At 71.3% G+C, this 12639-nt stretch carries 12 protein-coding genes; 8 read left to right on the forward strand and 4 right to left on the reverse strand.

Annotated features, from left to right (window positions below):
• Positions 1-41: 41 nt before the first annotated feature.
• Positions 42-1592 (reverse strand): aldehyde dehydrogenase family protein, encoded by a 1551-nt coding sequence (locus ACERM0_RS00550; RefSeq protein ID WP_373676537.1) that lies wholly within the window; start codon positions 1590-1592, stop codon positions 42-44.
• Between the two features lie 43 nt (positions 1593-1635).
• Entirely contained in the window at positions 1636-2952 is a 1317-nt protein-coding gene (gene lat / locus ACERM0_RS00555; protein WP_373676538.1) for an L-lysine 6-transaminase, read from the reverse strand.
• Between the two features lie 182 nt (positions 2953-3134).
• Here lat and ACERM0_RS00560 point away from each other — a divergent pair, with 182 nt between their 5' ends.
• Positions 3135-3677, forward strand: a complete 543-nt coding sequence (locus ACERM0_RS00560) for a TetR/AcrR family transcriptional regulator (RefSeq protein WP_373676539.1) — start codon at positions 3135-3137, stop codon at positions 3675-3677.
• Positions 3674-4195 carry a small multi-drug export protein gene (locus ACERM0_RS00565; RefSeq protein WP_373676540.1) on the forward strand — a complete coding sequence of 174 codons (522 nt, stop codon included), beginning with the start codon at positions 3674-3676 and terminating at the stop codon, positions 4193-4195. The genes ACERM0_RS00560 and ACERM0_RS00565 overlap by 4 nt, the downstream gene beginning before the upstream one ends.
• Before the next feature lie 16 nt (positions 4196-4211).
• On the opposite strand, the gene ACERM0_RS00570 is transcribed toward ACERM0_RS00565, so the two are convergent.
• On the reverse strand, positions 4212-7004 hold the full coding sequence (locus ACERM0_RS00570) for an AAA family ATPase (protein WP_373676542.1): 2793 nt from the start codon (positions 7002-7004) through the stop codon (positions 4212-4214).
• A 280-nt stretch (positions 7005-7284) separates the two neighbouring features.
• Here ACERM0_RS00570 and ACERM0_RS00575 point away from each other — a divergent pair, with 280 nt between their 5' ends.
• From ACERM0_RS00575 to ACERM0_RS00600, 6 genes are all read left to right on the forward strand, one after another.
• On the forward strand, positions 7285-7893 hold the full coding sequence (locus ACERM0_RS00575; protein ID WP_373676543.1) for a molybdopterin-dependent oxidoreductase: 609 nt from the start codon (positions 7285-7287) through the stop codon (positions 7891-7893).
• Positions 7863-8597 carry an FAD-binding oxidoreductase gene (locus ACERM0_RS00580; protein WP_373676544.1) on the forward strand — a complete coding sequence of 245 codons (735 nt, stop codon included), beginning with the start codon at positions 7863-7865 and terminating at the stop codon, positions 8595-8597. The genes ACERM0_RS00575 and ACERM0_RS00580 overlap by 31 nt, the downstream gene beginning before the upstream one ends.
• A 17-nt stretch (positions 8598-8614) precedes the next feature.
• A complete protein-coding gene (locus ACERM0_RS00585; protein ID WP_373676545.1) occupies positions 8615-8896 on the forward strand; it encodes a DUF6510 family protein in 282 nt (93 codons plus the stop codon).
• Positions 8896-9225 carry a hypothetical protein gene (locus ACERM0_RS00590; RefSeq protein ID WP_373676546.1) on the forward strand — a complete coding sequence of 110 codons (330 nt, stop codon included), beginning with the start codon at positions 8896-8898 and terminating at the stop codon, positions 9223-9225. The genes ACERM0_RS00585 and ACERM0_RS00590 overlap by 1 nt, the downstream gene beginning before the upstream one ends.
• Before the next feature lie 39 nt (positions 9226-9264).
• Positions 9265-9978 carry an NADPH-dependent FMN reductase gene (locus ACERM0_RS00595; protein ID WP_373676547.1) on the forward strand — a complete coding sequence of 238 codons (714 nt, stop codon included), beginning with the start codon at positions 9265-9267 and terminating at the stop codon, positions 9976-9978.
• A 122-nt stretch (positions 9979-10100) separates the two neighbouring features.
• A complete protein-coding gene (locus ACERM0_RS00600; RefSeq protein ID WP_373676548.1) occupies positions 10101-11306 on the forward strand; it encodes an epoxide hydrolase family protein in 1206 nt (401 codons plus the stop codon).
• 51 nt (positions 11307-11357) lie between these two features.
• Here the strand turns inward: ACERM0_RS00600 and serC are convergent, their stop codons facing one another.
• Positions 11358-12476 carry a phosphoserine transaminase gene (serC, locus tag ACERM0_RS00605; protein WP_373676549.1) on the reverse strand — a complete coding sequence of 373 codons (1119 nt, stop codon included), beginning with the start codon at positions 12474-12476 and terminating at the stop codon, positions 11358-11360.
• Between the last annotated feature and the right edge of the window lie 163 nt (positions 12477-12639).

Raw genomic sequence — 12639 nt, forward strand, 5'->3', positions numbered from 1 at the left:
GCCGGGCCCGCGCGGGCCCGGCCGGTGTCGTCCACGGTGTCTCAGATGGTGAAGTGGAGGTCGGCCTCGATCTCGGCGACGTCCATCTGCGCCTTCTGCAGCTTGCCGCTGTAGTCCCAGTTGAGGCTCTGCCAGCGGGTCACCTGGTCCAGCATCCAGATGCCCGATTGCCGGGCGCCGTTGCCGGACTTGCCGTTGCCGCCGAAGGGCAGGTGTGCCTCGGCACCCGAGGTGGAGTTGTTGACGCTGACCATGCCGGCCGAGACCTGCTCGCGGAACCGGAAGGCCGACTTCGGGTCGCGGGTGTAGATCGCCGACGACAGCCCGTAGCCGTGTCCGTTCGCGAGGGCGATGGCCTCGTCGAAGTCGTCGAAGCTGGCCACCGGCACGATCGGCCCGAACGTCTCGTTCTGGTAGAGCGCGTCGTCGGCCGTGACGCCGTCGACGATGACGGGGTGCTCGAAGATGCCCCGCGCCGGGTCGCCGACGAAGCCCTCGCGCGGGTTGTCGGCCGTGATGCGCCCGAGCGCCTGCGAGCCCGACGTGCGGTGATGCGGCTGGATGTGCTCGAGCCAGTTCTCGAACCCGTCGGCGAACTTCTGCGAGATCATCGGGCCGTAGAGCACCGACTGGAACGGGTCGCCGACCGGGGCCCCCTCGACCGCCGCGGTGAAGCGACGCAGGAAGTCGTCGTGGACGGACTCGTGGACGATGGCGACACCCAGCGAGGTGCAGCGCTGGCCGGCCGTGCCGAAGCCGGAGAACAGCGCCCCCTCGACGGCGAGGTCCAGGTCGGCGTCGGGCATCACGACCAGCGGGTTCTTGCCGCCGAGCTCCAGGGTCGGGGTGACCAGGTGCCGGCCGCACAGGGCGGCGATGTCGCGGCCGACGGTCGACGAACCGGTGAACCCGACCTTCTGCAGCAGACCGGCCTCCAGGGCCCGCTCGAGACCGGCCGCGGTCTCCTGCCCGTCGGTCACCACCAGCTGCACGACGCCGGCCGGGATGCCGGCCGCCTCGATGCAGCGCACGAACGCCTCGGCGATGGCCGGGGCGTACTCGGCCGGCTTCCACACGGCGGCGTTGCCCGCCACCAGGGCCGGGACCAGATACCAGGACGGCACCGCGATCGGGAAGTTGCCGGCCGTGATGACGGCCATCGTCCCGACCGGCTCACGGAAGGTGAACAGCTGCTTGTCGGGCATCTCGCTGGGGACGGTCTGGCCGTACAGGCGCCGGCCCTCGGAGGCGAAGAACACGCAGGTGTCGATGACCTCCTGCACCTCGCCCAGCGCCTCGGTGTAGGGCTTGCCGATCTCGCGGGTGACCAGCCGTGCCAACGCCTCCTTGTTGTTGGCGATGATGCGGCCGAGGTCGCCGATCGCGACCCCGCGGATGGGCGCGGGCACGGCGGCCCAGGCGGCCTGCGCCGCGCGGGCGGCCTCGGCCGCACGCACGAAGGTGTCGGCATCGCCCAGCGACACGCGTGCGACGAGGTCGTCGAGGTCGGCCGGGTTGCGCAGCTCCACCGTCCGGCCGCCCTCGATGGGCTTGCCGTCGATGCGTGAGCTCAGTTCCTGCACGTCTGCCATGTCGGGAGGCCTTTCGGGCGGGCCGGCGCGTCCTGGCGCCGGCTCAGGCGGTCAGGGAGGTCAGCACCCGGTCGAGGGCCGCGACGCCCTCCTCCAGGTCCTCCTCCGTGACGGTGAGGGTGGGGCGGAACCGCACGCTGTTGGTGCCGCAGCCGAGCAGGAACACCTGCTCGTCCGTGAACATGCGCGCGGTGACGGCGTCACGCAAGTCCGCGTCGGGCAGGTCCAGCGCGCACATCAGCCCGCGACCGCGGACACCGCTGACGATCCGGTGGCGGCCGGCCAGCTCGTGCAGGCGGCCGAGCAGCACCTCGCCGAGTTTGGCGGCCCGCTCGACCAGCCCCTCGCGCTCGATCGCCTCCAGCATGACGGTGGCGCGCACGATGTCGCTGAGCCCGCCGCCGAAGGTCGAGTTGATCCGCGACGAGGTCTGGAACACGTGGCCGGGCACCTCGTCGAGGCGGCCGCCGGCCATGATCCCGCACACGTGGGTCTTCTTGCCGAAGGCCACCACGTCGGGCTGCAGCCCCAGTTGCTGGTAGGCCCAGGCGGTGCCGGTGAGTCCGACGCCGGTCTGCACCTCGTCGCACACGAACAGTGCGTCGTGCTCGTGGGCCAGCGCCTGCAGTTCCTGCAGGAAGCGGGGTGAGAGGTGGCGGTCGCCGCCCTCCCCCTGGATCGGCTCCACCAGCACGCAGGCGATGTCGTGGGCGTTGGCCGTGAAGGCGTCGCGGGCCTGTCGGAGGGCGACGTCCTCGGCGGCGAGGTTGGCGTCGGCGTTGGCCTCCAGCGGAAAGGCCAGGGCCGGCGTGTCGATGCGGGGCCAGGCGAACTTCGGGAACCGCGCGACCTTGTTGGGGTCGGTGTTGGTGAGGCTCATCGTGTAGCCGGTGCGGCCGTGGAACGCACCGGTCAGGTGCAGCACCTGCATCCCGAGCGCCGGGTCGCGTCCAGCGGCCTCGTTGAAGCGCGACTTCCAGTCGAACGCCGTCTTGATGGCGTTCTCCACTGCCAGCCCACCCCCCTCGACGAGGAACAGGTACGGCAGCGCCGGGTCGCCCAGCACGCGCGAGAACGCGTCCACGAAGGCAGCCAGCTCGACGGTGTACACGTCGGAGTTGGACGGCTTGTGCGAGGCGGCGCGCGCCAGCGCGGTCTGCGTCTGCGGGTCGGTGATGGCCGGGTGGTTCATGCCCAGCGCGTTGGACGCGAAGAACGTGAACAGGTCGAGGTAGGGGGTCCCGGTCCGGGCGTCGACCAGCCGCGACCCGGCGCTGGCGTCGAGGTCGAGCACGAAGTCGTACCCGTCGACGAGCAGGTGGTCGCGCAGGACGTCCTGCACGCGCGCCGGCGTGATCATCCGCAGTTCCTTCTCCCTGGAGTGGCGCGAACGCTAGACCGGCAGGGCGCGCACCATGAGCACGCGAGCGGGCCCGACCGATAGGCGCACGTGGTTTGCCCCCCGCCGTCGACGGCCGCACTCGTCGCGGGCGGAACGGCACGTTACTCTACCGACCAGACGGTTCAGTAATCGAGGTCTTCTTGCCCCGCCCGAGTGCCCGCCTGCGCCTGCTGAAGTGCGCCGCCGAGGTCGTCCGCCGCGACGGCGCCGGCGCGCTGACCCTGGACGCCGTCGCGGAGGAAGCCGGCGCCAGCAAGGGAGGCGTCCTGTACCACTTCCCCACCAAGGCCGCCCTGGTCAAGGCGCTCGTCGACGACGTGCTCGACACGTTCGAGTCCGAGGTGGACAGCCGTGCCGCCCACGACCCGCGGGCCGGCGCCTGGGCGCACGCCTACGTCGACGCGACCTTCGACGTGGCCGTCTCCCAGCCGGACCTGGCCGTGGCGTTGCTGTTCGTCACCGGCCCGGACGGCAGCCTGCTGCACCAGTGCGCCGCCCGGCTGGACGCGTGGCACCGCACCCTGTTGGCCGACGGCCTGTCCCCCGCCACCGGCGCGCTGGTCCGCTACGCGTGCGACGGCTGGTGGACCGTGGGGACGCTCGGCGCCGGCGAGGATCGCGAGGTGACGGCCGCCCTGCGCCAGCGCCTGCATGCCATGATCGACGACGAGGTCGGTCCATGACGACCCTGTTGACCTACCTGGGCGTGTTCGTCGCGGCCGCCATCCCGTGGCTCGAGGTGCTGCTCGTGGTGCCGGCCGGGATCGTGGCCGGGCTGCCGGCCGTGCCGGTCGTGGTCGTGGCCGCACTCGGCAACGCCGCGACCCTGGTGCCGCTGGTGCTGGCCGGTGACCGGTTGCGGGCGTGGTGGCGCCGCCGGCGAGGCGCGGGCGACGTCGCGGCGGACGACGTTCAGGCCGACGGTGCGGACGGTGGGCCGACCGCCGGCGGCCGGGGTGCTCGCGCACGACGGGTCTTCGACCGCTACGGCCTGCCGGGCCTGGCGGTGCTCGGTCCGTTGCTCACCGGCATCCACGTCGCCGCCGTCGTCGCCCTGGCCGCCGGCGCCGAGCGTCGCCGCACGCTGCTGTGGCTGACCGCCGGCCTGACCGTGTGGGCCGTGCTGGCCGCCGCGGCGACGCTGCTGGGACTGGACACGTTCGTCGACCGCGAGTCGCTGCCTCGGTTGCCCGGCACCTGACCGGGCCGCACCGAGGTCATGCGGGACGCGAGCCGGTCGTGGACATCGCCCGGCGCCGCGTATCCAGGGCTGATGGAACGTCGCCGTGCAGCACGTCAGGGTGTGCTCTCAGTGCCCTTCGGGAGTCGACGCCCAACTTCCCGAACACATTGCGCAGGTGCCACTCGACCGTGCGGGGGCTGAGGAAGAGCCGGCCGCCGATCTCCGAGTTCGTCATGCCTTCGGCGGCGAGACGGGCGACGTGCTCCTCCTGAGCCGTGAGTTCGCGCGTCCCGGCACCCCGCTTGCGAATCTTCTCCCCGGTGGCGAGCAGTTCGTGCCGCGCCCGCTCGGCGAAGCCATGGGCGCCGACCTGGTCGAAGTAGTCGAAGGCGGCGCGCAACTCTCGACGCGCATCCAGTCGTCGGTTCTCGCGTCGGAGCCACTCGCCGTACAGCAACTGCGTGCGGGCACGTTGCAGCGTGACGCGGCAGCGACCGAGCCGCTCGAGCGACTCCCGGTAGTGGGACTCGGCCGCCTCGGAGCCGCTGAGCAGCGCGCGAGCCCGGGCCCTCATGCCCAACGCCCACTCCGTGGTCACGGCCCCGACGCGTGTCTCGAGATGACCGTTGGCATCAGCGGCGGTGTCTCGCCGCCCCGTGCGGACGGCGGCTTCCACCAGCTCGGAGAGCGCCCAGTTGAAGAGACCGAGCTGCTCGTGCTCGCATGCGCGCTGCGCCGAGACGTACGCCGTGTCGTGATCCGCGAGACCGTTGTGGAGCACGGCGTTCGCATACTCGGCAAGGCCGGACAGCCGTCCCCTGGCGGCGGCCGACACATCACGGGACCCGGCGTCGAGACTCGGCACCATCGCCGGTTCGTCGCAACGCCATGCCTCGAGGAGCAACCGGCCGTCATGGGCCGTCCGCGCTCCGGTGGCCTCCCGGATCGCCGCCGCCTCGTCGAGGAGCGTGGCCGCATCGTCGAGCCGGCCGGAATGCAGCCGGGCGTCGGCCAGGACCTCGAGCGCCATCGGCAGCGCCGCGAGCGCGCCCCGTTCGCGCGCGACCTGCACCGCGCGTTCGGCCAGCGAATGCCACGCCTGGTCGTCCCAGACCTCGTGTGCGACCGCGGCGACGAGGCAGGGGCCGGCAGCCCCCGCTCCGGACGACGGCGCCTTCCGGAAGGCTCGCAGCGCGCACTGCAGCGCTGGCACCGCTGGCGTGTAGCCGTCGGTGAAGCGAAGCGCGAGGCCGTCGACGAGCCAGTCCCGTGCCCGACGGCCACCCGCACCGTCGGGCGCGGCGCGAGCGGCTTCCGCGACGTCACGCAGGGCTCGCACCCCGTCACCGCCTCCGACACGGACGCCCGCTGCGAACGCGTCGAGGTAGGCGTCACGCGCCGACTCGGCGTCCAACGGCTCGAGACATCGGGCGGCGTGGAGCAGCCGCGTCGACGCCTCGATGTCACCGCGGCACATGGAGCGGATACGGGCGTCGAGTTGTTCCGCGCGGACGCTCGGGAGCGCGTCCGGGTGCTGCCTCGGCACCGTCGAGAGGAGTACGAGGGCGGCGTCCGAGGCCCCGGCCTCGAACTTTACCTCCGCGGCGGCCAGCGCGCGCACCGCCCGCCTCGCAGGATCCACGGTGAGCGTGGCCGCCCGCGCGAGGAGCGCTGCGGCCGCCGCCAGACCGGCGCGGTGCTGGGCCCGTTGGGCCGAACGCTCGAGCTCCGCAGCGACCTGCTCGTCGGGACCGAGCACCGCGTGCGCGCGGTGCCAGGCGCGCCGGTCGGGGTCCTGTTCGCCGTCGGTGACCTCGGCCAGGGCGCGATGCACCCGGCAACGATCGGCGGCGTCCGCGCCGTGGTAGGCGGCCGACCGGGCGAGCGGATGCGCGAATCGCACCCGCTGGCCCAACTCCAGCAGCCCGGCGTCCAGCGCCGGTGCCACGGCATTCATGGCGATGCCGAGACGTTCGGCGGCGCGGTGGACCATCACCGGGTCACCAACGGGCTCCGCCGCGGCGGCGAGGAGGAACAGGCGAGTCTCCGGGGACAGGGCGAGCAGCCGTCGCGTGTAGCTCTGCTCACCCCGCTCGACCAGGCCTCGACCGTTCGGGAGACCGAACCCGCCGGCCAACTCCTCCACCGTCGTGAACCTCGGCAGCTTCAGGAGTTCGCCCGGGTTCGCGTGGCTCTCGTCGACCATCCGCTCGCACACGGCGGCATCCAGACGACCGTGCACATGGTCCATCAGGAGTGCGCGTGCCTCGCCGTTCTGCAGCGCCCTGACGACCAGCTCGGGGCACCCTGCGAGGACGTCGTCCCCGCTACCCGTGCGGGCCGCACACACGACGGCGACCCGGTCCGCGGCGAGCCGGCGGGCCACGAAGCCGAGCACCCGCACCGATGCTGGATCGAACCAGTGCACGTCGTCGACGATGCAGGCAAGCGGTCGGCGCGCCGCGGCGTCACCGAACAACGTCAGCGTGGCCAGGGCGACGAGGAACGGCTCGGGCGGTGCGCCGGGGACTCGCCCGAACACGGTCGCGAGCGCCTGTCGTTGCGGGGATGGCAGCCGTTCGAGCCCATCCGCCAACGGTGCGCACAGCTGGTGGAGACCGCCGTACGTGAACTCCCGCTCCGCCTCGACCCCTCTGGCCCTGGTGACCTGCCAGTCGGTGACGCGGTCGGCCACGTGCCCGAGCAGCGCACTCTTGCCGACGCCGGCCTCCCCTCGGATGACGGCCACGCCGCCGTGACCGGCGAGGACGTCCGCCAGCAGCCGCCCGAGCGCTTCGCGTTCGGCATCACGTCCGCGCAGCTTCAAGCCCGCCTCCGATTGGGCTCCAACGACCGAGGGTCCGCCTGCTCGCGCAGAGTGTCCAGGCAACCGTCAGCCCTGGCACAGACCCGGTGGACCCCCGGGGGTGCTGACGATGCCGGGCTCCACCTCGGTGCCCGTGCCCCCGGCTGGACCAGGGACGCGAACAGGTGCTCCCACGGGCGCGAGCCCGGCGTGTGACGGTCAGACTCGATGGCATTCGACGACGCCGTGCCGCGGTCGAGGCGCGACGGAAGACCATGGCAGCGCAACCGGGAGGATCGACGTGGCACTCGTCTCACGGAGATTCACGGGCCGTCCGCACACCCGAGACGGCGCCGGGCTGCTCCCGCCGGGTCAGTACGACGTCGGCGACGACTTCCCGGTCCTGTCGGCCGGTCCGACGCCGACGACCAGTCTGGCGGAGTGGGACTTCCTGATCACCGGCGAGGTCGACGGTACGCGGCGCTGGACGTGGGAGGAGTTCCAGCAGCTACCGCGGGAAGAGGTGACCGCCGACATCCACTGCGTCACGAAGTGGTCCAAGTTCAACACCTCGTGGGAAGGTGTGTCGGTCGACACCTTGCTGGACGGCGTCGAGACGGCCGCCGACTTCGTCCTGGCCTTCAGCGACCACGACTACACGACGAACCTCCCGCTGGCCGACGTGACCAACGGCCGGGCCTGGGTCGTCGACCGCTACGAGAACGAGCCCCTGGAGCCGGAACACGGTGGGCCGGCTCGGCTCCTCGTGCCGCACCTGTACTTCTGGAAGTCAGCCAAGTGGGTACGCGGCCTGCAGCTGTCGAGCTTCGACGAACCCGGCTTCTGGGAGACACTCGGATACCACGAATACGGTGACCCATGGCGGGAACAGCGCTACGCCGGCGACTGATCTGGCAGATCGCCACCGTCATCACGAACCGGCCCGTCAGCGACGCGGCCAGGCGGGTGACGCTGGACGTCGCCGACTGGCCGGGCCATCGGCCGGGGCAGCACGTGGACGTCCGGCTGACGGCACCCGACGGGTATCAGGCGCAGCGCAGCTACTCCGTCGCATCGGCGCCAGAGCGCCCGCAGGTCGACCTGGTCGTCCAGCGAGTAGCCGGCGGGGAGGTCTCCCCGTACCTGACCGACGAGCTCCGCGATGGCGATCAGATCGAGTTGCGTGGACCGATCGGCGGGTACTTCGTCTGGCATTCGACCTCCGGCGGGCCGGTGCAGCTCATCGCGGGAGGTTCCGGCATCGCACCGTTCCTCGCCATGCTCGAGCATCACGAGGCGAGCGGCTCGACCGCTGCCCTCCGCCTGCTGTACTCCGCCCGCACGCCGTCGGCCGTCATCGATGCGCACAGGCTCGACGCCCACGCACGACGAGGCGTCGCCACCACGATCACCCTGACCCGTGCTGCCTCCCCGGACGGCGTCCGACGACGCCGGCGCGTCGACGCACAGCTTCTCGCAGACGTCGTTTGGCCCGTTCCCGCGCGACCGCAGATCTTCGTGTGTGGGCCGACCACGTTCGTGGAGTCGGTCGCGAACGACCTCGTCGGGCTCGGCCACACCCCCGCGTCGATCAGAACGGAACGCTTCGGCTGACGGAAGAGGAGAAGCTCATGAGTCAGGTCTCACACCGGCTCGACGGCAACGTCGCCGCCGGACCCTTGGCCACGCTGTTCGCGTTCGACATCACGACCACACGGTGCACGTGCGCCACCTGCGGCGCGGCAGCACTGTTCGCCGAGTATCACGCCTACACGGATGCCCCAGGCACGGTCGTGCGCTGCCCGAGGTGTGAAGGAGTGCTCGTGCGCCTCGCCGAGACCCCCGGGCACCTGTGTGTCGACCTGCGCGGCGCACGCCTGGTCGACGTGGCCGATTCGGATGGCGCGACGTGATGTCCGAACCATCGATCGAAGGACGACGACGCACGTCCGGCGACGAGCACCGCACGCTGCAGGTCGTGGTCCTGCCGGTGGCCGACATCGAACGCGCAAAGGACTTCTACCGGGCCGCAGGCTGGCGCGTCGACGGCGACTTCGACGACCACGGATACCACGTGATCCACGTCACGCCGCCCACGTCGGCCTTCTCGATCATCTTCGCCGGCGCCATCGACGGCCAGCACCACTCACTTCCCGCCACGGCATGGGAGCTCGAGTCGCCGGAAACGGCCTGGTTCTGGTGGTCGCCCGCCGCGAACACACCCAACCCCCCGTGGCCGTGAACCGCCAGACCTTGCCAAGCCACGAACGAGGAGCCCAGCATGCGAAGCGATGGGGGTGTCCCCCGCCGGACCGACCCGTACCCGCGTCACCTGACCGCCCTGGTGCTGTCCGGGTCCCGACGATCGAAGTCGCTCAACACACGGTTGGCGCGATTGGCAGCACGACATCTCACGGTCATCGGCGTCGAGGTCACACTGGCCACCCTGGCCGAGTTCGATGCGCCCAACTACGACCAGGATGCCGAAGACGCATCCGGCGTCCCGGAGTCGCCGGCGCGCTTGCGAGACCTGCTGGCGTCGTCCGACGCGTTCCTCATCGTGTCACCCGAGTACAACGCGTCGATGCCTGGCGGGCTGAAGAACCTCGTCGACTGGGTCTCCCGGTACCGGCCTCAGCCCTTCCACCAGCAGCACGGCCTGCTCATGTCCGCGTCGCCCTCGATGGCCGGCGGCAATCGCGGCCTGTGGGCCCTGCGTGTCCCGCTGGAGCACCTGGGAGCCCGGGTCTACCCCGACATGTTCTCGCTCGCTCGTGCGCACGAGGCGTTCGACGACGTCGGCCGACTCCGCGACGAGGGCCTCACGAGCTTCTTCGAGTCGACCATCGAGGGCTTCGTCGATCTGGTCGAAGCGAGGACGCACTACCCCTCGTTGAAGACCGCGTGGATCGAATTCCTGGGCGAGCCGCACAGCCACGCCACCGCTCGCATCGATGCACCATCGCAGCCGACCCCGGCCGCTCCGCGGAACTGACCTGCCGCGCGGCGCCACCGCGGCCGCCGTCCTGCAGGCCAGGGGTCCGGACCAGGGTGCCCGACGGGTGCGCCGTGCCGGCACGAGGACCAGCCTGTTGGCGTCACCGAGAAGGGCGCGCCATGAGCACCACCGTCGACACCGCGACCGACATTCGGCCATTTCGCATCGACACCTCCGAGGAGCAGATCGACGACCTGCGCCGGCGCATCGCGACGGCGCGTTGGCCCACCCGGGAGCTCGTGCCTGATCGATCACAAGGTGTACAGCGAGCGACGCTACAGGCGCTCGCCCGCTACTGGACGAGCGACTACGACTGGCACCGGTGCACCACGAGGCTGAACGCACTCCCGCAATTCACGTGCGAGATCGACGGGGTCGACATCCACTTCATCCACGTCAGGTCACCGCATGAGCAGGCGCTCCCGCTGATCATGACGCATGGCTGGCCGGGCTCGGTCATCGAGCTGCTGCACACCATCGGCCCACTGACCGATCCGACGGCGCACGGCGGCCGCCCCGAGGACGCGTTCCACGTCGTGCTGCCGTCCCTGCCGGGTTACGGCTTCTCGGGCGAACCGACCGAGCTCGGCTGGGAGTCCGGCCGCATGGCACGCGCCTGGGCGGAACTGATGAACCGCCTCGGCTACACGCACTACGTCGCTCAGGGCGGTGACGTCGGCGCCACCGTCACCGACGCGATGGGCCGCCAAGCTCCCGAGGGGCTGCTCGGCATCCACGTGAACCTGCTCGCCGCGGCGATCGCCCTCGCGGACCAGCTGCCGGCGCAGTCCGGGCCGGAACGCGCCGCGCATGCCGCGCTCACCACGTTCACGACGGACGGCTTCGGCTACTTCCTGGAGCAGTCCACCCGCCCCCAGACGATCGGCTATGCCCTGCTGGACTCGCCACTCGGGCTGGCAGCCTGGATGCTCGATCACGACACGGACAGCTACTACAAGATCGCCCGTGCGTTCGTCGACGGTGAGCCCGTGGGCAACCTCACCAGGGACAACGTCCTCGACAACGTCACCTTGTACTGGCTGACGGGCACCGGTGCCTCGGCCGCCCGGTGGTACTGGGAATTCGGACGGTCCCTCGCCGCGGCCGGTGCGGCCGGGCTGGCCCCGCCGCCGGTCTCGGTCCCCGTCGCCTTCACGACCTTTCCCGGTGAGATCTGGGCGGCGCCGCGCAGCTGGGTCGAGACGGTCTACCCGGAGCTCGCCTACTTCAACGAGGTCGAGATGGGCGGTCACTTCCCCGCCTGGGAGGAACCACAGCTCTTCACCGACGAACTGCGGTCGGCGTTCCGGCCACTGCGTGGATGAAGGTCGCGGCTCGATCGGCGAGCGCCGATCGACGTCCACCAGAACTGACGACTACGGCGAGGTGAGTTCCTCGACGACGCGGTCGACGCAGGCGGTGTAGGCCTGCACGTCCGCCAGGTCGACCGCCGGGAACATGCCGACGCGCAGCTGGTTGCGGCCGAGCTTGCGGTAGGCGTCCGTGTCGAGGATCCCGTTCGCGCGCAGGACCGCGTTGACCTGGTCGGCGCTGACGGCGTCGTCGAGGTCGATCGTGGCCACCACCAGCGAGCGGGCGTCGGGGTCCTGCACGAACGGGGTCGCCCAGTCGCGCGCCTGCGCCCAGCCGTAGACGGCGTCGGCCTTCTTGCGCTGCTCGGCGACGACGCCGTCGAGCCCACCGAAGGTCTCGTTCATCCAGTCGACCTGCTCGGCGGCGAGGAACACCGTCGACACGCTCGGCGTGTTGTAGGTCTGGTGCTTGCGGCTGTTGTCCAGCGCGGTGGCGAGGTCGAGGAAGGTCGGCACGTAGCGGTCGCTCTCGGCGATCCGCACGATCCGCTCCACCGCCGCGGGCGACACGATCGCCACGACCAGCCCGCCCTCGGAGGCGAAGCCCTTCTGCAGGCTGAAGTAGTAGACGTCGGTCTGCGCCAGGTCGACCGGCAGGCCGCCAGCGCCGGAGGTGGCGTCCACCACGACCAGCGCGTCGTCGGTGCGCCGGGGCTGCTGCAGAACGCCGGTGGACGTCTCGTTGTGCGTGAAGGCCTGCACGTCGCAGCCGTCCGCGGGCGACGCGACGGGGACGGCACCGAACGCGGCCTCGATCACGTCGGGGTCCTGCAGCCACGGGGCCGCGGTGGTCACCTTGGCGAACTTGCCGCTGAACTCCCCGAAGACGTAGTGGCGAGCACGCTGCTCCACGAGTCCGAACGCGGCCGCCTCCCAGAACGCCGTGGCACCGCCGACGCTCAGCAGGATCTCGTAGCCCTCGGGCAGGCCGAACAGGCTGCCCAGGCCCTCCTGCAGCCGGCGGACCTGGTCCTTGACCCGCGGCTGACGGTGCGAGGTGCCGAGCAGCTGGTCACCGACCTCGGCCAGGCGCGCCAGCGCCTCGGGCCGGACCTTGGACGGACCGCACCCGAAGCGGCCGTCGGCGGGCAGCAACTCGGCGGGCAGGACGAGATCGGTCATGGGTGTGCCTCGGCTGGAGGAAGCGGAGCGTGCGGGTGACGACAGCGGAAGCCGGCGGGCCGGTGGCGGTGGCCGACCACGACCGGGTGACGAGTCAACCCCCTGCCGCGGCCGACCGCCAACCGGGCGAGGGATAGGCTCGCAACCGGTTGGCGTTCTTCCG

It is taken from the genome of Egicoccus sp. AB-alg2, from assembly GCF_041821065.1.
Classification (GTDB): domain Bacteria; phylum Actinomycetota; class Nitriliruptoria; order Nitriliruptorales; family Nitriliruptoraceae; genus Egicoccus.